A 22,342-nucleotide genomic window follows, 5' to 3' on the forward strand; every position below is an offset into this window, starting at 1 on the left:
AAGGGCCTCCTCATCGGCAAGCACGAGGACAAGATGGGGCTGCGCTCCTCGAACACGGTGAGCCTGACCTTCGAGGACTGTGAGATCCCTGCTGACCATCTGCTGGGGAAGGAAGGGGAGGGGTTCAAGCTGGCAATGGTGGCGCTGGACGGCGGGCGCATCGGCATCGCCTCGCAGGCGTGTGGGGTGGCGCGGGCGGCGCTGGAGGCCTCGGTGCGGTACACGAAGGACCGCAAGGCCTTCAACCAGCCCATCGCGGAGTTCCAGGCGCCGCGCTTCATGATGGCGGACATGAAGGTGCAGCTCTCGGCGGCCGAGCTGCTGACCTTCCGGGCGGCGTACCTGAAGGAGACGGGCCAGCCCTTCACCCGCGAGGCCTCCATGGCGAAGCTGTACGCCAGTGAGATGGCCAACCGGGTGTGCGACAAGGCGGTGCAACTGCACGGCGGCTACGGCTACATCGACGAGTTCCCGGTGGAGCGCTACTTCCGGGACGCTCGCGTGCAGACCATCTACGAGGGCACCAGCGAGGTGCAGCGGATGGTGATCGCCCGGGAGACCTTCAAGCTGCTCTCCTGAGCAGGACCTACCCCTTCACCGCGCCCGCCGTGAGGCCGGAGATGATCTTCCGCTGGAAGATCAGCACCAGCACCACCAGGGGCACGGTGACGATCACCGAGGCGGCCATGATGAGGCCCCACGGCGTCTCGAACGCGCTGCCGCCGCTGAACAGGGCGATGGCCACTGGCACCGTCCTCACGCTGTCGGACTGGGTGAAGGTGAGCGCGAAGAGGAACTCGTTCCACGCGGCGATGAAGGCCAGCAGTCCGGTGGTCGCCATGGCAGGCCCCATCAGCGGCAGGAACACCCGCGAGACGGTGATCCACGGCGTGGCCCCGTCCACGATCGCCGCCTCCTCCAGCTCCTTGGGCAGCTCCCGCATGAAAGTGGTCAGCACCCACACCGTGAAGGGCAGGGTGAGGATCAGGTTGGACACGATCAGCGCGGGCAGCTTGTTGTAGACCCCCAGCCACCGCACCAGCTCGAACATGCCCGACAGCACCGCGATCTGCGGGAACATGGACACGGCAAGCACGGACACCAGCAACAGCTTGCGCCCGCGGAACTCGATGCGCGCCAGCGCGAACGAGGCCGTCAACCCCAGGACCAGTGACAGCACCACCACCGCCGTGGCGACGATCACCGAGTTGAAGATGTTCTGCCCGAAGGGCTGCGCCGTGAACACCGCCGAGTAGTTGCTCCAGGCGGGCTCCTTCGGCCAGGGACTCACCTCGAACAGCGCGCTGCCCGTCTTCAGCGACGAGACGATCGCCCAGTAGAAGGGGAACAGCGTGTAGACGGCGATCACCGCCAGCAGGAGCCAGAACGCAACCTTCTTCACCCAGCGCATGCGCTACGCCTCCCCACCCAGCTTCACCCGGCCCACCACCATGTAGACGGTGGTGAACAGGGCGATGATCACGAACAGCAGCGCCGCTGACGCAGAGCCCACGCCTATCTCCTGGTACTCGAACATCCGCTGTCGCGAGTAGCCCGCCATGGGCATGGTGTCCGTGCTCCCACCGGTCAGCACGAAGAAGATGTCGAACACGCGCAGCGCGTCCAGCATGCGGAAGATGACGGCCACCATCAGCGGCCCCTTCAGCAGCGGCAGCGTCACCTGGAAGAAGACCCGGATCGGCCCCGCTCCGTCGATCTTCGCCGCCTCGTAGATGTCCCCTGGCAGCATCTGCAGCGCCGCCAGGATCAGCAGCGCCATGAAGGGCGTTGTCTTCCACACGTCCACCGCGACCACCGCCAGGAGCGACAGCTCCGGCTCCGCCGTCCACGCCAGCGGCTCGGAGATGAGCCCCACCGACAGGAACATCGCGTTGATGACGCCGTAGATGTCATTGAACATCCACGCCCACATCCTCGCGGAGACCACGGTGGGGATGGCCCAGGGCACCAGCACCGCCGCGCGCAGCATCCCCCGGCCGGGGAACTTCGCGTTGAGCGCCAGGGCGATGATCAGCCCCAGCACCGTCTCCAGGGAGACGGACACGAGGGCGAACCGGAAGGTGGTCCACACCGTGGTCCACCAGTCCGGATCCTCGAGCACGCTCTGGAGGCTTGCCAGCCCCACGAACTGCGCCGCCGCCATGTCCGTCAGGTTCGCGTCCGAGAAGGCGAACCAGAAGGTGCGCGCCAGCGGCCAGCCTGCCACCAACGCCATGGCCACCAGCGTGGGTGTCAGGAACAGCCAGGCTGCGCGGGTGCGCTCGCGCACGAGCGCGGAGGGTGGGAGCTCAGTGGCCCCCGTGGCCGCGCCGGCGGTGGGAGTCGTGGGGCGGGTCATGGGTCAGCGCTCCCTTACCACTTACCGTCCTTGCCCAGGCTCTTCAGCTTCGTCTCCACCTTCTTCAGGTTGTCGGCCGCCTTCCCCTTGCCGCTGAGCGTGGAGTACACGGAGTTGCGGAACTCGGTGCTCACCTGGTTGTACTTGGCGCCGGTGATCGTCGGCCGCGGCACCGCGTTCACGAACGTCTCGTAGAGGTTGCCCATGAACGGGTTGGCCTTCAGCAGATCCGCGTCCTTGTAGAGGCTCTTGATCGTCGGGTTGAACGAGCCCTCGATCGCGCGGCGCTTCTGCTCCTCGGCGCTCGTCAGGTACTTCACCAGCTCCGCCGCGAGCTTCTCGTTCTTCGAGTACTTGGACACGCCGAGCTGCCAGCCACCGAGCGTGCCGGTGGACTTGCCGTCCGGGCCGCCCTTGGGCAGCGCCATCACCGCCACCTTGCCCGCCACCGGGCTGTCCTTGCTGTTCGCCAGGGACCAGGCATAGGGCCAGTTGCGCATGAACACCGCGTTGCCCGCCTGGAAGGCGTTGCGCGCCTCCTCCTCCTGGTAGTTCAGCACGCCCTTGGGCACCACGTTGCCCACCAGCCCCGCGAAGAAGGTGATCGCCTCCACCGCCTTGGGGTTGTTCACGGTGACCTGGCCGCTCTGGTCCACGATCGTCCCGCCCTTGAAGGAGTCGATCCACTCCAGCGCGTTGCACGTCAGGCCCTCGTACGCCTTGCCCTGGAAGACGAAGCCCACCAGCTTGCTGTTGCCCGCCTTCTTCTCAGCGTCCAGCACCGCCTTGGCCGACGCGGCCAGCTCCTGCCACGTGGTGGGCGGCTTCTGCCCATGCTTCTCCAGCAGATCCGTGCGGTAGTAGAGCAGGCCCGCATCCGTGAACCAGGGGATGGCGATCAGCTTCCCGTTCACCGTGTTGTTCTTCACGATGGGCTCGAAGTGCTGACTGAGCACGTCGTCCGGGAAGTAGGGCTTCAGGTCCACGAAGTGGTTGGCCATCAACCCCGGCCACACCACGTCAATGCGGATCACATCCACATCCGACGAGCCCGCCGCCAGCAGTTGCTGGAACTGTGCCAGCTGCTGCCCTGCATCCTGCGGCACGCTCATGAGCTCTACGGTGTGCCCGGCCTTCTTCGCCCAGGCCTCCGCACCCTGCTTGCAGAGATCCGCCTCCTTGCCCACGGAGCCGCAAGCGATGACGAGCTTCTCCGCCCGCGCCAGTCCTGGGGTTGCGAGTGCCACCACGGCCACGAGCCCAGCCAGTACCTTCTTCATGCGTGACTTCCTCCCTGGAGCGCCCCGAAGTTGAGGCACATCCCCACGAGCGATCTCAGTTGACGCGATCCGTCATTGCTGGGTGCCCGGGATTGACGCGCATCGTCAAGCCAACGGAGGCCGCAATGAACCCCGTGGGTAGCACTTCCCGTATCACGTTTTCACATGATCAGCAGGCTTGAATGTGACGAGTGCAAGGTTTTATGAGGGGGCAGGTTCACTAGGAACCTACGAGGGGCCGGCTTCTCCTCGGATCACTCCTCTCACTCCGCTCACTTCTCTCCTCAACTGGGGGCTGTATCGTGCATCTCGCTCGAAGATTGCGTTCCTGTGTGACGTCACTGGTGGCCGTGCTGGCGCTGTTGGCGGTTCCCTCTACCGCTCGCGCGGGGCTCGAGGCGGGCCCCATCGAGCTCGGCATGTACGGCCGCGTTGGCGTCGCCTGGAACCCCCAGAACGGCCGTTACATCCACGGCAAGTCCCTCAACCTTCTGGGTAATCCGCTCGGTGGCCGTCTGGAGGAGGGGGACTACCTCGAGCCGACCCTCAAGCTGAACATCGTCCGGCCCACCGCCGAGGACAACACCAAGCCGTATTTCCACGTGGTCCTCACGCCGTCCATGTTCTCGAACAACGGCTCCTTCCTGGGCGCCTTCGCGAACAACTTCTCGGCGCAGCTGCGCATCGAGCTGTTCCAGGCCTACCTGGAGGCCGGCAACGTCCTCATCCCGGACCTGACGATCTGGGCCGGCCAGCGCTTCTACCGCGGCAGCGACGTGCACATCGCGGACTACTACTTCTTCAACCAGCTGAACTCGCAGGGCTTTGGCATCAAGTACAAGGGCCTGGATGTGGCGCTGCTGCTGCAGACCGGCAACTCCGGGCAGTACTCCGCCAGGCTGGACGACGGAGACCCCACCACCTCGGATCCCTCGTTCCAGCGCCAGCGCTCCGTGCTCGTCGGCCAGTACGTGCTGCCGGTGATGGAGAAGCACTCGGTGCACTTCCTGGGCGAGTTCCACCTGCTGCCGGCCAACCGCGCCCAGATCGGCGGCGAGCCGATCGCTCCGGGTGACGTCGGCTACGTGGCGGGCGTCAAGTTCCGCGCGGACCTGGGCAACGGCAGCTTCAACGAGACGGCCCTGCGCTTTGGTGGCGGCATCGCCAACGGCGCCTTCGCCGGCTCTCCCACGTGGAGCACCTACGGCCGGGCCAATGAGGACGGCAAGTTCTCCGGCGGCTCGGGGATCGAGTTCGTGGATCACTTCCTCTACAACGTGAACCCCCTGTTCACCGTCAATGCCTACGCCATCTTCCAGCGGAGCCAGGGCGCCAGCGGCGAGTCCACGGACAACGCCTTCAACTTCGCCGCGGGCGCGCGCACCTTCCTGTACCTGCATGACCAGTTCCACCTGATCAACGAGCTGACCTGGCAGGGCGTCGGCTTTGGCCTCCCGGAGGGTGTGGAGACGCCGCCGCTGCCCTACGCCGTGAAGTTCTCCGTCGTCCCGACGATCGTCCCCACGGGCGAGCGCTCGGCTTGGGCGCGCCCGCACCTGCGCCTCATCTACACGCTGGCGTACTACAGCGAGGGTGCGCGCGGCGCGGCAATGGCCGGTGCGCTCGTGTCTCCGTACATGCAGGACTTTGGCCCGCGGACGTTCGGCCACTACCTGGGCACCCGCGCCGAGTGGTGGTTCTAGCCGCCCGGATGCCTCCAGGGCGGGCAGGCCTTCATCCGGCCAGGCCCGCTCCGCCCCCCGGACATGTTGCGCCGGGGGGCAACCGTTCATAAACAGAAGGAGACCCTGTGAGCGGGCCGGGAAGGGCGTCCGGTCCGCCAGGGGGTGGCCCACGGGCACCTCGGGAGCCAGTCAGGCCTCGGGCGCGCCCTTTTGGGCTTTCATCACATGGATCGCGTGCTCGCTTGACTGCCGGAAAGACCGGTGTCTAGGGTGCGCGCCTTCTCCGTCCCCGAGGTGGGGACACCCGACGCTCTCGCCGCGCCCCGCGAGAGCTCTCGGCCAGAACAGGGGCTGCTGTACCCGTTTCAAAGGACTTTCAATTCATGCAGCAGAATGTGAACCAGCAGCTTGGACCGGAGGCAGGCGACGAGGATTTTGCCACGATGTTCGAGGCGTCGCTCAAGGAGCGCGGTGGTGACGGCATCCTCAAGGAGGGTGAGATCGTCAAGGGCACCGTCGTTCAGGTGACGAAGGACTTCGCGATCGTCGATATCGGCTACAAGTCCGAGGGCCAGGTTCCGATCGCCGAGTTCACCAGCCCGCGCGGCGAGCTCACCGTCAAGGCCGGTGACGCCGTGGAAGTGCTCCTGGAGAGCCGCGAGAACGACACCGGCATGGTCGTCCTCTCCAAGGAGAAGGCCGACAAGATGCGCATCTGGGACGAGATCAGCGCCGCCTGCGAGCGCGATGAGATCGTCAAGGGCACCATCGTGGGACGCGTGAAGGGCGGCCTCTCCGTCGACATCGGCGTGAAGGCGTTCCTCCCCGGCTCCCAGGTGGACATCCGCCCGGTTCGGAACTTGGACCAGTACATCTCGAAGGAGTTCGAGTTCAAGGTCATCAAGTTCAACAAGAAGCGCGGCAACATCGTGCTGAGCCGCCGCGTGCTGCTGGAGAAGCAGCGCGAGGAGATGAAGAAGGAGACCCTCAAGAACCTCAAGGAGGGTGCGGTCCTCAAGGGCGTGGTCAAGAACCTCACCGACTACGGCGCCTTCATCGATCTGGGCGGCATCGACGGCCTGCTCCACATCACGGACATGTCCTGGGGCCGCATCGGCCACCCGAGCGAGATGTTCAACGTGGGCGACGAGGTCCGCGTGGTGGTCCTCAAGTTCGACCCCACGCAGGAGCGCGTCAGCCTGGGCCTGAAGCAGATCCAGGAGGATCCGTGGCACCGCGCCGACGAGAAGTACCCGGTCGGCACTCGCGTCAAGGGCAAGGTCGTCTCCATCACGGACTACGGCGCCTTCATCGAGATCGAGCAGGGCGTGGAGGGCCTGGTGCACGTGTCCGAGATGTCCTGGACCAAGCGCCTCAAGCACCCGTCCAAGATCCTGGAGGTCGGCCAGGAGGTGGAGGCCGTCGTCCTGGACATCGATCCGAAGGCCAAGCGCATCGCGCTCGGCATGAAGCAGATCGAGCAGAACCCCTGGACGCTGCTCGAGGACAAGTACCCGATCGGCTCCGTCATCAAGGGTCAGATCCGCAACGTCACCGACTTCGGCGTGTTCGTCGGCGTCGAGGAGGGCGTGGACGGCCTGGTGCACGTGTCCGATATCTCCTGGACCCAGCGCATCAAGCACCCGGGCGAGCTCTACAAGAAGGGTGATGAAGTCGAAGCGGTGGTGCTCAACATCGACGTGGAGAACGAGCGCTTCAGCCTGGGCATCAAGCAGCTCTCGCCGGATCCCTGGGAGACGCTCTCCGAGCGCACCCCGGTGGGCAGCCGCGTGAAGGGCAAGGTCACCAAGGTCACCGACTTCGGCGCCTTCGTGGAGATCGAGCCGGGCATCGAGGGTCTGGTGCACGTGTCCGAGCTGCGTGAGGAGCGCGTGGAGAACCCCCGCGACGTGGTGCAGGAGGCCCAGGAGGTCGATGTGAAGATCATCGACATCAACACCCAGGACCGGAAGGTGGCGCTGTCCATCAAGGCCCTGATCGGTGAGGGCTCGGATGACTACCGCGAGTACCTGCGCAAGCAGGCCGAGGGCAGCAAGGCGCGCCTCGGCGACGTGATGGCGAGCAAGCTGAAGAAGTAGCCCTCGCGCCTCCCACCGGGAGGCCTGCATCTCAGCGGCCGGGTTCCCTCACGGGGGCCCGGCCGTCTGCTTTGGGTGGGCAAGTGAGCCCATGTGGGTGTGCCCGCGCGAAGCCGAGCTGTTACTCGTTGGCACGGATTGTCAGCCCAAGTGTTGGGATCCCACCGCCGAACTCATGCCTCCCGGGGGCTGAGGGGGAGGGGAGCCCAACGCGCTTGACCCTGCCGGAAGGGGTGGTGATAAGGGCTCCCTTGTTCGTATCCCCGGTTCCAAGGAGGCAGTTTTCGTGGCTCGTGAAGTCGTCATCGTGGGTGCGGCCCGGACTCCCATCGGGGCCTTCCAGGGCGCTCTCTCCAAGCTGACGGCGCCCCAGCTCGGCGCCATTGCCATCAAGGCCGCGCTGGAGCGGGCGGGCGTGAAGCCGGAGGCCGTGCAGGAGGTGCTCATGGGCTGCGTGCTCCAGGCGGGCGTGGGGCAGGCCCCCGCGCGGCAGGCCATGCGCTTCGCGGGCATCCCGGACTCCGTGCCGGCCACCACCGTGAACAAGGTGTGCGGCTCGGGCCTCAAGGCCGTCATCTCCGGCGCCCAGGCCATCGCCCTGGGAGACGCGGACGTGGTGGTGGTGGGCGGCATGGAGTCCATGTCGAACGCTCCCTACGTGAGCCACTCCATGCGCGGCGGCGCTCGCATGGGCAACGTCGAGTTCAAGGATGTGATGATCCTCGACGGCCTGTGGGACCCGTACGACAACGTCCACATGGGCATCTGCGCCGAGGAGTGCGCCACCACGCAGAGCGTGAGCCGCTCCCAGCAGGATGAGTACGCGCTCGAGTCCACCCAGCGCGCCATCAAGGCCCAGAAGGAGGGCCTGTTCACCGCGGAGATCGTCCCGGTGCCCGTGCCGGGCAAGAAGCCCGAGGACACCGTCCTCGTCGCCGAGGATGAGGGCCCCAAGAACGCCAGGCCCGAGAAGATCGCGAGCCTCAAGCCCGTCTTCAAGAAGGACGGCACGGTGACGGCGGCCAACGCCTCGTCCATCAACGACGGCGCCGCGGCGCTGGTGCTCATGAGCGAGGAGCGCGCCAAGACGGAGGGCCGCACCATCCTCGGCCGGATCACCGGCTACGCCCAGGCGGCGCGCAAGCCGGTGGAGTTCACCATCGCCCCGGCGGACGCCATCAACAAGCTGCTGGAGAAGAAGGGCCTGAAGACGGACGCCGTGGATCTCTGGGAGATCAACGAGGCGTTCGCGGTGGTGTCCATCGCCAACAACCGGCTCCTCAAGCTGGACCCATCCAAGGTGAACGTGCGCGGCGGCGCGGTGGTGCTCGGACACCCGATCGGCGCCTCGGGCGCGCGCGTGCTCGTCACCCTGCTGCACGCGATGAAGGATCACGACAAGAAGCGCGGCGTGGCCTCGCTCTGCATCGGCGGCGGTGAGGGTATCGCGCTGATGGTGGAGCGCTGAGGAATGAACAAGATCTTCGCGAGCGCGAAAGAGGCGGTCGCCGACATCCCGGACGGAAGCACGCTCATGAGCGGCGGCTTCGGGCTGTGCGGCAACCCGGAGAACCTCATCGAGGCGCTTCACAAGAAGAACGTGAAGGGCCTCACCATCATCTCCAACAACTGCGGCACCGATAAGGAGGGGCTCGGGATCCTGCTGGCCAACAAGCAGGTGAAGAAGATGGTGTCCAGCTACGTGGGTGAGAACAAGGAGTTCGAGCGCCAGTTCCTCTCCAAGGAGCTGGCGGTGGAGCTCAACCCGCAGGGCACGCTGGCCGAGCGCATCCGTGCGGGCGGCTGCGGCATCGGCGGCTTCTTCACCCCCACCGGCGCGGGCACCCTGCTCGCGGAGGGCAAGGAGACGAGAATGATCGACGGGCGCCTCCACGTGCTGGAGACGCCGCTCAAGGCGGACTTCGCGATCGTCCGCGCCTGGAAGGCGGACCGCTGGGGGAACCTGGTGTTCCGCAAGACGGCCCGTAATTTCTCGCCGATGATGTGCATGGCGGCGAAGGTGACGATCGTCGAGGCGGAGCACATCGTGGAGCCGGGCGAGATCGATGGGGATCTCATCCACGTGCCTGGCATCTTCGTGCATCGCATCATCCAGTCGGAGAATCTCAAGAAACCGATCGAGCGGCGCACCGTCCGCAAGCGGGCGTGAGGACTGCCATGCCATTGACTCGTGAACAGATCGCGCAGCGCATCGCCCAGGAGCTGAAGGACGGCTTCTACGTCAACCTGGGCATTGGAATGCCCACGCTGGTGGCCAACTACGTCCCGGCCGGAGTCGACATCGTGCTCCAGTCGGAGAACGGGCTGCTGGGCATCGGCCCCTGGCCCATGGAGGGCGAGGAGGATCCGGACCTCATCAACGCCGGCAAGGAGACGGTGACGGAGCTCAAGGGTGCGGCCTTCTTCGACTCGGCGCTGTCCTTCGGGATGATCCGCGGAGGCCACATCGACATGGCGGTGCTGGGGGCCATGCAGGTGAGCGAGCAGGGGGACCTGGCCAACTGGATGATCCCCGACAAGATGGTGAAGGGGCCGGGCGGCGCCATGGACCTGGCCGTCGGCGCCAAGCGCATCTACGTGGCCATGGAGCACGTGAACAACAAGGGAGAGCTGAAGATCCTCAAGAAGTGCGCGCTGCCCATCACCGGGCTCAAGTGCGTGCACCACATCGTCACGGACCACGCCTTCCTGGATGTCACCCCGGAGGGACTGGTGCTGCGTGAGCTTGCACCCGGAGTGACAGTGGAGCAGGTGCAGCGCCTCACGGAGCCGAGGTTCAAGGTGGCCCCGGACGTGCGAGAGATGAAGGTCTGAAGGGTTGACGCTTCGTCGCTCCGCTGCGAGCATCCCCCCCGTCTCGCAGCGGAGCGCTCATGGCCGACCAATCCCCAAAGCCCAACGTTGCGCCGCGTCCCCCTCGGCTCGAGTACGAGCTCCCCGTGGCCTACCGCACGGTCGCCGGCTTCGTCACGGACTGGGCCGTCAACATCTCGCGCGGGGGGCTCTTCATCAACACGCAGAAGCCCCTGCCCGTGGGCACGCACGTGAAGCTCATCGTGTCGCTGCCAGGCACGGAGTTCCCGTTCGATCTCACAGGCCGGGTGACGCGCGTCAACGAGACGCACGTGGCCCCCAACCAGGTGCCGGGGATGGCCATCGAGTTCGTCGGGGTGGACGAGCAGAAGCGCATCCGGCTCGAGGAGTTCGTCGATCGCCTGGCCAAGGCGCTCCCTCCCGAGGAGCGGGGCTGACGGCACGCCCCTTCAGGGCCGGCGGGCGATCAGCGGCAGGAGCTCGTCGAGATCCACCGGCTTCTGGATGAAGAACACCCCTGGCTCTCCCTTCAAGCCCGAGGCCACGAGCTCCTTGTCGGAGAGGCCCGTCATGAAGATGGCGGGAACCAGCGGCAACAGCTTGCGTGCCTGACGGAAGAAGCCAATCCCGTCCAGCCTGGGCATCTTCACGTCAATCAGGAGCACGTCCGGGCGAAAGCCCTCGAGCTTGGCCAGGGCATCCACACCGTCTACGGCAACCTGCACCTCGAACCCCTCGTCGCCGAGCAGTGAACGAAGCCCTAGCCGCGCTGAAGGCTCATCCTCTGCCACCAGGATGGCCGTACGCTTCTCACCCATCACAGACAGCCCCCCCTCAACCATTGAGGCTCCAAGCTTTCCAGAAGAAGCTGAGGAGGGGAACAAGCACACGCTCTTGTGGTGACTACCCGAGAAGATTTGCCTGTGGGAGGATGTATCCCCTACATGACTGTCTCTTCGGTCCATGATCTCGAGCCTCGTGGCGGTACGACGTCTCGCTATGTCCGCGGGATGGAGCTCCTGGTCTCGGTCGTCCAGGAGCTCTCGCTCGCTCGCGATCTGCAGTCGGTGATGAACATCGTGAAGCGAGCGGCTCGCGAGCTGACGGGGGCCGACGGCGCGACCTTCGTCCTGCGCGACGGCGCCTTCTGCCACTACGCCGACGAGGATGCGATCGAGCCGCTGTGGAAGGGCAAGCGCTTCCCGCTGGAGCTGTGCATCAGCGGGTGGGCCATGCTCCACCGCGAGCCCGCCCTCATCGAGGACATCTACGCGGATCCGCGGATCCCGGCGGATGCGTACCGGCCCACCTTCGTCAAGAGCCTGGTCATGGTGCCCATCCGGACGGTGGCGCCAGTGGGCGCGATCGGAAACTACTGGGCCCGGAAGCGGGTCGCCTCACCCGAGGAGGTCAAGCTCCTGGCGGCCCTCGCCGACAGCACCTCCGTGGCGATGGAGAACGTCCGGCTCTACGAGACTCTCGAGCGCCGGGTGCAGGAGCGGACGGTGCAGCTTGCGGCGAGCCAGGAGGAGCTGGCCGCCAAGCACGACGCCCTGCTCCATGTTCAGAGCCAGAAGGAGGAGATGGCGGCGCTCCTGGTCCACGATCTGAAGAGCCCCGCAAACGGGATCATGATGTCCTGCAAGTCCCGCCTCCGCAGTCCCAGCCTGTCCGAGACGGACCGGCAGCACTGGAAGAGCATCTATGCCGGAGCCGAGGGCATCAACCGGATGGCGCTGAACCTCCTCGACATCACTCGGAGCGAGGATGGGGTGTTCACCCCGAACCCGAGCGACCTGGACGTGCGCGCTCTGCTCGCGGAAGTCATCGAGATGATGTCCCCCCTCGCCGAGGGGTGTGACCAGCGGCTCGAGCTCCAGGTGGAGCTCAACCACTCCGCCCTGCGGGCTGACGAGGAGCTGCTTCGCCGCGTGCTGCTGAACCTCATCGACAATGCCCTCCGGCACAACCCGCCGGGCGGCACGGTGCAGCTCGTTGCGCGTGAGAGCGGCACCGGCTCTCTGGAGCTCCGTGTCATCGACGAGGGGCCTGGCATTCCCGAGGAGATGAGGCAGGCCATCTTCGACAAGTACACGCGCCTGGAGCAGGGAAACGACGAGAAGGTCTCCGGCGGGCGCGGGCTCGGACTGGCGTTCTGCAGGCTCGCGATCGAGGGCCACGGCGGGGGTATCTCCGTGGAGGCCAACCCGCCTCGAGGGAGCATCTTCGTCGTGCGCCTGCCCAGGGGCTCCGAGGCGCGCTGATCCACACGTTGCCCCCGCCTGCCCACAGCCGCTTTGAGGGTCCCCCGGCGGCGCACTCTGTCTGAACCTGTATGCTTGTCTGACAGGTTCGCCGGACTCGTGCTCCTGGGCGGCGTGCTCTGGCCGAGCCTGTATGCTTGTCCTACATAGTGCCCATGCTTCCTGTTCCTGAGACTCCTATTGAGGTGACCATCGAGCGTCTTGGGCAGCTCGGCGAGGGCGTGGCCTCCTGGCAGGGGCGCACCGTCTTCGTGCCGGGGGCCTTCCCTGGCGACATCGTGAGCATCCAGCTGGAGCAGCAAGGGAAGGTGCTGCGGGGGCTCCTGCGTCAGGTGGTGACGCCTGGGAAGGATCGGCGCGCGTCTCCGTGCTCCCTGAGCACCGAGTGTGGCGGGTGCGACTGGCTGGAACTGGCCGAGCCCGCCCAGCGCGCGGCGAAGCAGGAGATCGTCCTCTCCACGTTGGAGCACCTGGGCCACCTGCCAAGGGATCGGTTCACCGTGCGCCCCCTGCTCGTGGCGCCGAGGGACTTCGGGTACCGGCGGCGGGCGGTGCTCCACTTCGCCAAGGGCTCGCTGGCGTACTTCGGCCGACGGAGCCACGAGAAGGTGCCAGTGTCCGAGTGCGGCGCGCTCACCCCAGCGCTGGCCACGCTCCCCGGGAAGCTGGCGCCGCTCCTCAAGCCGCTCTCCAAGGACGCGGAGGAGGTGCACCTGCTGGCCGAGGGCGGCAAGGCTGCCTTCGCGGTGATGCTGACAGGCTTGGTGACGGCGCGGCATGTGGAAGCCACGGAGGCCGCCGTGCGCGCGCTGCGGCTGGAGGGGGCCGTGCTGGTACCGCAGGAGGGCTCGCCTCGCATCCTCGGCAAGCCTGCGCTGCGCTCGTTGTCGCCGCTGCGGCCGGAGGTGCCGCTGTACCTGCGGCCGGATTCCTTCGCCCAGGCGCACGCCGAAGCCAATGTGGGCCTTGTCACGGCGGCCCTGTACGAGCTGGCCCCCCGGGAGACGGACTCCGTGCTGGAGCTGTACTCCGGGAACGGCAACTTCACCTTCCCGCTGGCCGCCACGGCCCGCTCGGTGCTGGGGGTGGAGTCCTCGCCCGTAGGCGTGGAGCTGGCCCAGCGCAGCGCCCGAGAGGGTGGGGTGGCCAACGTCCGCTTCATCCAGGGAGATGCTCGCAAGGTGTGCCAGGGGCTCCTCGGAGAGGGCCAGAAGTTCGACCTCTGCCTGGCGGACCCTCCTCGAGCGGGGGCACCGGGGCTCGCACGCCAGGTCTCCGCACTGGGAGTCAAGAGAGTGGTGTATGTGGCATGCGATCCGGCTTCTCTGGCCCGGGACGCGGCGGGGCTGGTGGAAGCGGGTTACAAGCCCCTGGCGCTGCAGGTGGTGGACATGTTCCCGCAGACCCACCATGTGGAAGCCGTCATGTCGTTCGAGCGCTGAAGGAGGACGCGTGGACGCCCGCATTGTCGAGTTCGCCGAGGTGCTGCGCCAGAACGGCGTGCGCGTGAGCACGGCCGAGGTCCAGGACGCCCTGCGCGCCACCTCCGAGGTGGGGCTGAAGGAGCGAGGCGTGTTCCGGGCCGTCCTGCGCACCACGCTCGTGAAGCGTGAGCTGGACGTGAGCGTGTTCAACCGCGCCTTCGACTTCTACTTCTCGGGCGCGGCGAAGACGTTCGAGGCGCTTGACAAGGCGCTCGCGAAGCAGATCGAGGAGGAGGGCTATCTCCAAGGCGACGAGCTGAAGATGGTGCTGTACCAGATGAACCTGCTCTTCCCGGAGATGTCGCCCCTGGCCAAGGCCATCGTCGAGGGAGACAAGGCACGGCTCGCGCAGATCTTCCGATCCGCCATGCTCCAGCTCGATCTGTCCCGAATGGAGAGCGGCCTCCAGGCAGGCTTCTTCTCCCGGCGGCTGCTCGCGGGCGCCGGCATGGAGCGGGCTCGCTCGGACCTGAAGTCCCTGGAGGCCGAGCTCGTCGCACGGGGACTGTCTCCTGACGGCGTGGAGATCGTCTCCCGCTACGTCGCGGACGCGATGCGGAAGATCGAGGACGCGGCGCGTCAAGAGGTGAAGCGCCAGGCCGAGGCACGCATCCGCCGGCGCACGGACTCGGTGGCGGAGAAGCCGCTGCACCTGCTCACCCAGGCCGAGGTGGACCAGATGCAGTACGCCGTGCGCACCCTGGCCGAGAAGCTCAAGAGCCGCCTCGTCCGCAAGCAGCGCTCGCACCGGCGCGGGGCACTCCACGTGCGCCGCACGCTGCGCCGGAACCTCCCCTGGGGTGGGGTGCCCATGGTGCCCCAGTTCCGCACGCGCCGCCCCGAGCGCCCCGAGGTTGTCGTCCTCTGCGATGTCTCGGACTCGGTGCGCACCGCGGCGCGGATGATGCTGCTCTTCACGTACACGCTGCAGGAGCTCTTTGTCCGCGTGCGCTCCTTCGTCTTCGTCTCGGACGTGGGGGAGGTGACGCAGTACTTCAAGGACCTGGACGTGGATCAGGCCATCGATCTGGCCACCGCGGGCAAGGCCGTGTCCCTGAGCGCCAACTCGAACTATGGCCGGGCGCTCGCGGAGTTCGTCCGGGATCACCTCGGCAGCATCACCCGGCGCACCACGGTGATGATCATTGGAGACGGCCGCAACAACTACAACCCGAACAACGTCTGGGCGCTGAAGGACCTCCAGCGCAAGGCAAAGCGCGTGCTCTGGATCTGCCCCGAGGACCGAGGCAACTGGGGCATTGGTGACAGCGAGATGCTTGCCTACGAGAAGCACTGCCACCAGGCCGTGGTGGTCAACTCGGTGAACGAGCTCGCGCGCATCGCCGACCAGCTCGTTCCCGCTTGACGGAGACTCGCCATGCCCTCCTTCTTCGATGACGCCCCTGAATCCTCTGCCGATGGAGTCCAGGTCGCGGATGACCGGACGCTGCGGCTCGCCGCCCACCCCTTCACCGAGCAGGAGCTCGCCGCCCTGATCCGCTACCAGGAGGCCTTCCTGGCCGTCGCCGAGGCCACCCCCGGCCACGAGGCGCTCGCCCGGGCCCACGCGGAGGGGATCCAGGCCTCGGGCCTGGCTCCCAAGTACGTGGAGCTGGGCCAGGCGCTGCTCCGCGCCTTCTGCGGCCAGCGCTGGTCGGCGGGCAGGCTCCGGGACAAGCTGAAGCAGCTCGAGTCCCGCGGGCCCGACGCGGAAGAGCTGCGCGGCCGCATCCGAGACGAGCTGGAGCGGCTGGAGCGAACCGAGGCCTTCGTCCGGCGTTATGGGGAGGAGCCGATCGCGCTGCTCCAGAAGCACGAGCAGACGCTGCTCGGGCTCCACACCCGGATGACGCGGCTGCTCAGCCGCGGTTGATTCCTGCTCAGCCGCCGGTTGCATTCCGGCGCCTGCCGTCGCATAAGAATCCGTTTTTCAACGGGAAATGCCCATGAAGCGCTACTTCATCCACACCTTCGGCTGCCAGATGAACGTCAACGACTCGCTCCGCATGAGCGAGGTGCTGGCGACGCTGTCCTACCAGCCGACGCCCACGCCGGATGACGCGGACCTCATCATCCTCAACACCTGCGCCATCCGAGAGAAGGCCGAGGACAAGATGCTGTCCGCCCTCGGGCGCTACCGGCCCGTCAAGGTCAGTCGCGGCGCCCTCATCGGCGTAGGCGGCTGCGTGGCCCAGCAGGAGAAGGATCGCCTCCTCAAGAAGGTCCCCTACGTGGACTTCGTCTTCGGCCCGGACAACATCGGGAAGCTGCCGGAGATCATCTCCCGCGTGGAGCAAGAGCGCGAGCGCGTCGTGGAGACCGCCTTCGTCGACTCAGAGGAGTACGTCTTCCCTCGCGCCAACGCCGAGACTTCCCGCGGCAAGGTGACCGAGTTCGTCACCGTCATGAAGGGCTGCGACAACGTCTGCTCCTTCTGCGTCGTGCCCCACACCCGCGGCCGCGAGGTCAGCCGCGCCTTCCCGGACGTGCTCACCGAGGTGGCCGAGCTGGCCCGCGTGGGCCTGCGGGAAGTCACGCTGATCGGCCAGAACGTCAACTCGTACAAGGGCGGCATCAACTTCGCCCAGCTCCTGCTGCGCGCCGCCGAGGTGCCCGGCATCGAGCGCGTGCGCTTCACCACCAGCCACCCGCACGATCTCTCCGATGAGCTGATCGACGCGTTCCGCACCCAGCCGAAGATCGCCCCGCACTTCCACCTGCCTGTGCAGAGTGGCTCGGACCGCATCCTCAAGATGATGCGCCGGGACTACACCGTGGTGCAGTACCTGGAGCGGCTCGAGAAGCTGCGCACGGCCCGGCCTGGCATCGCCGTCACCACCGACATCATCGTCGGCTTCCCCGGTGAGACGGATGAGGACTTCGAGCTCACCCTGAAGCTCACCGAGCAGGTCCGCTACGAGAGCCAGTTCTCCTTCATCTACAGCCCGCGTCCCAAGACGGGCGCAGCCCTGCGCGAGAAGGACTGGGGGCCCATCCCCCACGAGGTGAAGATCGCCCGCCTGGAGCGGCTGCAGAAGCTCCAGCGGAAGATCTGCGGCGAGATCGTCGCCACTCAGGTGAGCATCGAGGTCGAGGTGCTCGTGGAGGGCCACTCCAGGTACGACGCCGCCAAGCGCTTCGGCCGCACCCCCGAGAACCGCACCGTCAACTTCGACGGGGATGCCCCGGCCGGCGCGCTCGTGAAGGTCCTCATCGACCGGGCCACCCCCAACCAGCTCATGGGCCGGCAGACGGCGGTGGTCATGGCTCCCACCGTCATGCCCCCTCCGGCCGAGACCCTGGCTGGGGTCCAGCCAGACCGATTTCCTCTCGTTCAGGCATAAGGGAGCGGGCTTTTCGTCGCCCGGCCCAGGTCGAAACGCTGACGAGGGGGGGTGGGACGTGGTAGGAGCACACGCATGGCCATCGTGCCCGAGACCGTGCTGAAGGCGTGCCCCATCTTCAAGGGGTTCACCGACACTGGCATCGCGATCTTCGCCAGCATTGCCGTCCCGCGCGCCTTCCCCAAGGGCACCCAGCTCTTTTCCGAGGGCAAGAAGGGTGAGTCGCTCCTCATCGTGGGCGAGGGGACCGTCCGCCTGAGCGCGAAGAACCAGGCCGGCGAGGAGATCTCTCTCGGGGATGTGACTTCGGGCGAGCCGCTGGGAGAGCTGGCACTCGTGCAGACGGGCGATCGGCTGTGCACCGCCACCGCCATGTCGGATGTCTCCGCCTTGGAGATCCGCCACGCCGACTTCCAGAAGCTCCTCATCCAGAAGCCCCAGGCGTGCGTGAAGCTGTTGATGGGCATTGTCGTGTACTTCGGCCAGAAGGCCCGCGACAACCGCGAGATGCTCCGCACGCTCGTGGGAAAGGCCCCTGCCGCCTGATGCGTGCGTGTGCTCCGCTCTTGGCGGTGCTCCTGGCTCTCGGGCCCTGGAGCGCCCGTGCCGAGACGGACTGGTTCTCCCGCATCGCCACGCCCGGTGGCATCGAGCTCCGGGCCGACGCACGCGTCTTCACCCTGTTCGCGCTCTTCAACCGGACCGGCTACGACGTGGGCCCCCTGCGCCGCGAGCACCCCGTTCCGGCGCACCGGTACTCGCCCGCTCGCGTCCGCGTGCGTGAGGCGCTGGCGGGCGCGGACCCTGCCGTGCTCCAGCGCGCCCAGGTCTTCTTCGATGCCCACCCGCTGCCGCTGGAGCGTTACGTGGCCCTCGCCGTCCGCATGGAGGATGGGCCCGAGGTCCCCGCCGAGCTCCGCGAGCTGGAAGGGCTCGAGACGCTCCTCGATCTCGTCGAAGCGAAGTGGCCCGTCCCTGGACTCCGGGCCGAGACCTTCGATGACTACCGCGCGGAGATGCGCTCCTACCTTGCCGTCCTGGATGCGCCGCTCCAACGTACCCAGCGGCTCCTCCGCCTGCCGGAAGGCAGGCCAGGCCTCCGGGTGGTGGTGAATCTGCTCGGTGCAGAAGGGTGGGTGCGAGGGTTCCGCACCGCGAAGGGGGTGGCAGTCCTGGTAGGTCCGGGTAGGAGCCCGGAGGTAGAGCGGGTGATGTGGGAATATGCTCGACTCATGCTGCCTCCCCGGGTGAGGGAGCAGGCACAGGCACAGTGGACGGGAGGGCCGGCGCTCTTGAGAGAGGCGCAGGCCTTGGGAGCGAGGGAGGCGACGGTCGGGGAGTACGCGGTGGCGCTGGTGAGCCGTGCGCTCGCGCTGGCGGCGATGGAGGCCCCCGATTCTGCCTACGAATTGGCCAGCCATGAGGGATACTTTGGGCTGAAGGGACTGGCGGGGAGTTTTGCAGACGCGCGCTCGGTTGATGCGTGGGTGCTGGAGGGGCTGGCTCGGGTAGCTGCCGGGCGTCCCTCCCGGAAGTGAACGAGAGGCAAGGACGAAGCGTGGAAGAGTTACTCACTCATCTGCTGAGCGACACCCAGGGCTTTTTTGCTTACGCGACCGTCTTCCTGATCCTCCTGGCCTGTGGGCTCGGCGTCCCACTGCCCGAGGACATCTCCCTCATCCTCGGGGGCTTCCTGGCGCACAAGGGCGCCGCGAGCCTGCCGGTGATGATGGTGGTCGGCTTCGTAGGCATCCTCGCGGGAGACAGCCTCATCTTCCACTTCGGCCGCAGGCTGGGTGCGAACGTGGGGAGGAAACCGGGAGGCTTCTTCGCGCGCATCATCACCCCCGAGAAGCGCGCCAAGGTAGAGGGCCTCTTCGAGAAGCACGGGCAGAAGATCGTCATGATCGCCCGCTTCATGCCGGGCGTCCGCGCGGTGACGTACTTCACCGCGGGCTCGGTGGGCATGTCCTACTGGCGCTTCATTCTCTGGGACGGCCTGGCTGCGCTCCTGTCCGCGCCGGTGTTCGTGTTCCTGGGCTTCCACTTCGGCAGCGAGCTGGACTACCTCATCGGCAAGCTCAAGGAGGGCCAGTACGTGGTGCTGGGGGGCCTGGCGCTCCTCGGCGGGGCCTGGTTCCTGTGGCAGCGGCGCAAGGCGGCGATCGCGCGCGAGGCGGCCGAGCAAGTCCTCCAGCGCGCCGCCGTGGTGCCCGTCATTCCCCCGGAGAGCGCCATGGCCGAGTCCCGCTCCAGCTCGTTCATGGAGAACACGGAGAAGAAGGCCGTCGCCGGCCGCTCCCGCACCTCCGAGTTCCTGAAGTAAGGCATCGAAGCCGTCGAGGCTTGCCCTCGAGGCTCAGCGGCGCCCGAAGAGCCCCTTGAGCCAGCCCACCATGCCCACCTTCTTCGTGGGCGGGGGCGGGGACATGGCTCCCCCGGGTATGGCTCCGGGCGCGCCCTTGGCAGCGGCCGCGGAGGAACCCGTGGGCGGTGGCTCGGGGTTCTCCTGCTCCAGCCTCGCCTTCACGGCCTCCGGCGTGTCCCGTGTGGTGAAGGTGCTGGAGACCTCGCGCCCCGTTGAGTTCTCCTTCGCCGTCACCTTCAGCAGAGACTCGTTGCTCACCTCGAAGGTGATGCTCACCTGCACCTCGCCGCGCGGACGGAGCGGCAGTCCGGCCAGCTTCAGCGTCCCCAGGAACTCGTTCTCCGCCACCCGGTTCGACTCGCCCTGGAAGATGCTCACCTCCAGCTCCGCCTGGTTGTCGCGGCTGGTGGACAGCGTGTATGCCTTGGTCGTCGGCAGCGCCGCGTTGCGCTCCATGACGGCCTTGAAGCGCCCGCCCGGCAGCCCCACGCCGATCGCCATGGGCAGCACGTCGATGAGGGTGACGCCCTCCTTCTGACCCAGGCTGTGCGCGAAGAGCGCCGCACCCAGCGCTACGGCCTCGTCCGGGTGCACGTTCTTGGTAGGCGGCTTACCGAAGTATTTGGTGATCTTCTCGTGCACCAGCGGGAAGCGGCTCTGGCCTCCCACCAGCACCACCTCCTGGATGTCCTTGGGCGTCAGCCCCTTGGCCTCGAGCACCTCGCCGCAGACCTCGATCGTCCGGTCCACCAGCTTCTCGGTCAGCTCGATGAGCTTCTTGCGCGTGAGCGTGACATCCAGATCGTACGGCGTGTTGTCGATCATCGTCACGAACGCCACGTGGATGCGCATGTCCGTGCGCTCCGACAGCGCGCACTTGGCGCGCTCGGCCGCGTCGTGGATGCGCTGCATGGCCACCCGATCCCCCTGGAAGACCTTGCCCGTCTGCTTCTGGAACTCCTCCAGCAGGTACTCGACGATCGCGTTGTCGAAGTCGATGCCGCCCAGGAAGGTGTCGCCGCCGGTGGAGATCACCTCGTAGACAGTGTCGTAGAGCTCCAGCACGGACGCGTCGAAGGTGCCGCCACCCAGATCGTAGACGAGGATGCGCTGGTTCAGCTTGCGCCCGTAGCCGTACGCGAGCGCCGCCGCGGTGGGCTCGTTGAGGATGCGCTCCACATAGAGCCCGGCCAGCTGCCCCGCCTCGCGCACCGCCTGGCGCTGGTTGTCGTTGTAGTAGGCCGGCACCGTGATCACCGCCCGCGAGACGGAGTGGCCAAGCTGGTTCTGTGCCACCTCTCTCACCTCGCGCAGGATCAGCGCGGAGATCTGCTGCAGCGAGAAGACGCGGTTGCCCAGCTTCACCGCGGCCTCGCCGCTGTCTCCTGGGGCGACTTCGTAGTGGAACCGATCCTTGATGTGCTGGACGATGGGTGACTCGTACGAGCGGCCCACCAGGCGCTTGGCGCCGTAGACGGTCTGCCGCGGGTTGGTCAGCATCTGCCCCTTGGCCGGGTGCCCCACCACCATCTTCCCGCGCGTGTTGAGCGCGAGGATGGAGGGCACCGTGTTGTGGCCCTCGCGGCTGCGCAGCACCTCGGGCTTGCCACTGCGCACGGAGGCCGCGCACGAGTTCGTCGTGCCAAGATCGATCCCGATGATCGGGCCCTCGCGCTTGGGCTCCTCCTTGGGAGGCTCGAAGGGAGGGGCGTTGAGCACCGCGGACGCACCTGCCGAGACGACTGGCAACTGAGTGCCTGAGGGGCGCGTGGGGGCCTGGCCCGGTGCGACGGGATACGTGCCCGAGGGACGCGTGGGGGCCTGGCCCGGTGCGGCGGGATACGTGCCCGAGGGGCGCGTGGGGGCCTGGCCCGGCTGCGGGACTGGGGCCTGGGGCACTGAAGCAGGAGCGAGCTCAGGGGAGGGCGCAGGGGGCGTGGCCGCTACCGGAGGCACGGGAGCGGGTGTGGCCGCTACCGGAGGCGCGGGAGCGGGTGTGGCCGCGGGAGCACGCACAGGCTGTGGGACGGAGGCCGGCGTCGCAGGAGCGGCAGCCGCCGGCTGAGGGATCGGCGCCGGGGTCGCTGGAGCGGGGGAAGTTCCAGGCCCAGGCACAGCCGGAGCGACTGGTGCAGCAGGCTCGGCAGCAGGGGAGGCCCCAGCATCCTGCGCAGGGGATGCCTCGGGAGCAGGTGCAGGCTGCACTGGCGAGGGCGGAGGTGGGACAATGTAGTCAGCAGCTCCTACCCCCGGCGGCACGGGGGGCTCTGCCGACTGGGCGTGGGGCAGGGAGGCGAGGGCGGAGTCGAGGAAGCGCTTCGTCTCCGGATCGAGCGTGAGGAAGCGCAGCCCCATGCCGGGGATGCCCTGGCCCTGCTGTCCGGTGACGAAGTGGACGATGGCCGAGGCGTAGATGATGCGCTCTCCGGTGGAGAGCTTGAGATCCAGGGTGACGAGGGTACCCGGCGGCTTCACCATCTTGGAGCGCAGGTAGATGCCGCCCCGAGTGACGTTGGCGCCATACTTCGCGAGGAACTCTTCCGGGGTGGCGAAGGGCAGCTTGACCGCCAGCCCAATCGGCCCCTGATTGGAATCCGTCAAAGCGGCATCCTCATCCCGACCTG

20 protein-coding genes are annotated in these 22,342 nt (G+C 67.1%); 15 read left to right on the forward strand and 5 right to left on the reverse strand.

The genetic code is table 11. The annotated features are described in order from the left end of the window. Positions 1-579, forward strand: a 579-nt coding sequence (locus VD972_RS28690; RefSeq protein ID WP_324991942.1) for an acyl-CoA dehydrogenase family protein, incomplete at its 5' end; no start/stop codon positions are given. A gap of 7 nt (positions 580-586) precedes the next feature. Here VD972_RS28690 and VD972_RS28695 read toward each other — a convergent pair. The 3 genes from VD972_RS28695 to VD972_RS28705 are packed head-to-tail and all read right to left on the reverse strand — an operon-like array spanning position 587 to position 3,639. Then, entirely contained in the window at positions 587-1,411 is an 825-nt protein-coding gene (locus VD972_RS28695) for a carbohydrate ABC transporter permease (protein WP_324991943.1), read from the reverse strand. 3 nt (positions 1,412-1,414) lie between these two features. Then, positions 1,415-2,359: a sugar ABC transporter permease gene (locus VD972_RS28700; RefSeq protein ID WP_324991944.1), complete on the reverse strand. Its 945-nt coding sequence runs from the start codon at positions 2,357-2,359 to the stop codon at positions 1,415-1,417. Between the two features lie 14 nt (positions 2,360-2,373). Then, positions 2,374-3,639: an ABC transporter substrate-binding protein gene (locus VD972_RS28705; protein WP_324991945.1), complete on the reverse strand. Its 1,266-nt coding sequence runs from the start codon at positions 3,637-3,639 to the stop codon at positions 2,374-2,376. Positions 3,640-3,971: 332 nt separating this feature from the next. On the opposite strand from VD972_RS28705, the gene VD972_RS28710 reads away from it, so the two are divergent. The 6 genes from VD972_RS28710 (at position 3,972) to VD972_RS28735 (ending at position 10,695) form a co-directional block, all read left to right on the forward strand. Next, on the forward strand, positions 3,972-5,342 hold the full coding sequence (locus tag VD972_RS28710) for a carbohydrate porin (RefSeq protein ID WP_324991946.1): 1,371 nt from the start codon (positions 3,972-3,974) through the stop codon (positions 5,340-5,342). 365 nt (positions 5,343-5,707) lie between these two features. Further along, a complete protein-coding gene (locus VD972_RS28715) occupies positions 5,708-7,423 on the forward strand; it encodes a 30S ribosomal protein S1 (RefSeq protein ID WP_324991947.1) in 1,716 nt (571 codons plus the stop codon). A 286-nt stretch (positions 7,424-7,709) separates the two neighbouring features. Further along, entirely contained in the window at positions 7,710-8,891 is a 1,182-nt protein-coding gene (locus VD972_RS28720) for a thiolase family protein (protein ID WP_324991948.1), read from the forward strand. Between the two features lie 3 nt (positions 8,892-8,894). Beyond that, on the forward strand, positions 8,895-9,593 hold the full coding sequence (locus tag VD972_RS28725) for a CoA transferase subunit A (protein WP_324991949.1): 699 nt from the start codon (positions 8,895-8,897) through the stop codon (positions 9,591-9,593). Positions 9,594-9,601: 8 nt separating this feature from the next. Beyond that, a complete protein-coding gene (locus tag VD972_RS28730; RefSeq protein ID WP_324991950.1) occupies positions 9,602-10,258 on the forward strand; it encodes a CoA transferase subunit B in 657 nt (218 codons plus the stop codon). 59 nt (positions 10,259-10,317) lie between these two features. Further along, entirely contained in the window at positions 10,318-10,695 is a 378-nt protein-coding gene (locus tag VD972_RS28735) for a TIGR02266 family protein (RefSeq protein WP_324991951.1), read from the forward strand. 12 nt (positions 10,696-10,707) lie between these two features. Here the strand turns inward: VD972_RS28735 and VD972_RS28740 are convergent, their stop codons facing one another. Next, the gene (locus tag VD972_RS28740; RefSeq protein WP_324991952.1) at positions 10,708-11,076 is read right to left on the reverse strand and encodes a response regulator; all 369 of its coding nucleotides are present in this window, start codon (positions 11,074-11,076) and stop codon (positions 10,708-10,710) included. A gap of 126 nt (positions 11,077-11,202) precedes the next feature. On the opposite strand from VD972_RS28740, the gene VD972_RS28745 reads away from it, so the two are divergent. The 8 genes from VD972_RS28745 (at position 11,203) to VD972_RS28780 (ending at position 19,676) form a co-directional block, all read left to right on the forward strand. Then, the gene (locus VD972_RS28745; RefSeq protein WP_324991953.1) at positions 11,203-12,522 is read left to right on the forward strand and encodes an ATP-binding protein; all 1,320 of its coding nucleotides are present in this window, start codon (positions 11,203-11,205) and stop codon (positions 12,520-12,522) included. A 155-nt stretch (positions 12,523-12,677) separates the two neighbouring features. After that, entirely contained in the window at positions 12,678-13,964 is a 1,287-nt protein-coding gene (locus VD972_RS28750) for a class I SAM-dependent RNA methyltransferase (RefSeq protein ID WP_324991954.1), read from the forward strand. Positions 13,965-13,974: 10 nt separating this feature from the next. After that, positions 13,975-15,372: a vWA domain-containing protein gene (locus VD972_RS28755; protein WP_324991955.1), complete on the forward strand. Its 1,398-nt coding sequence runs from the start codon at positions 13,975-13,977 to the stop codon at positions 15,370-15,372. Positions 15,373-15,384: 12 nt separating this feature from the next. Further along, on the forward strand, positions 15,385-15,879 hold the full coding sequence (locus VD972_RS28760) for a hypothetical protein (protein WP_324991956.1): 495 nt from the start codon (positions 15,385-15,387) through the stop codon (positions 15,877-15,879). A 73-nt stretch (positions 15,880-15,952) separates the two neighbouring features. Then, the gene (gene miaB / locus VD972_RS28765) at positions 15,953-17,350 is read left to right on the forward strand and encodes a tRNA (N6-isopentenyl adenosine(37)-C2)-methylthiotransferase MiaB (RefSeq protein WP_414654151.1); all 1,398 of its coding nucleotides are present in this window, start codon (positions 15,953-15,955) and stop codon (positions 17,348-17,350) included. A 75-nt stretch (positions 17,351-17,425) separates the two neighbouring features. Next, the gene (locus VD972_RS28770) at positions 17,426-17,896 is read left to right on the forward strand and encodes a cyclic nucleotide-binding domain-containing protein (RefSeq protein WP_324991958.1); all 471 of its coding nucleotides are present in this window, start codon (positions 17,426-17,428) and stop codon (positions 17,894-17,896) included. A 26-nt stretch (positions 17,897-17,922) separates the two neighbouring features. Continuing rightward, positions 17,923-18,888, forward strand: a complete 966-nt coding sequence (locus VD972_RS28775) for a hypothetical protein (protein WP_324991961.1) — start codon at positions 17,923-17,925, stop codon at positions 18,886-18,888. A 20-nt stretch (positions 18,889-18,908) separates the two neighbouring features. Continuing rightward, on the forward strand, positions 18,909-19,676 hold the full coding sequence (locus VD972_RS28780; RefSeq protein ID WP_324991959.1) for a DedA family protein: 768 nt from the start codon (positions 18,909-18,911) through the stop codon (positions 19,674-19,676). A gap of 33 nt (positions 19,677-19,709) precedes the next feature. On the opposite strand, the gene VD972_RS28785 is transcribed toward VD972_RS28780, so the two are convergent. Further along, entirely contained in the window at positions 19,710-22,319 is a 2,610-nt protein-coding gene (locus VD972_RS28785) for a TIGR02266 family protein (RefSeq protein WP_324991960.1), read from the reverse strand. Between the last annotated feature and the right edge of the window lie 23 nt (positions 22,320-22,342).

It is taken from the genome of Hyalangium sp. (assembly GCF_035629615.1).
In the GTDB taxonomy this organism is placed as follows: Bacteria; Myxococcota; Myxococcia; order Myxococcales; family Myxococcaceae; genus Hyalangium.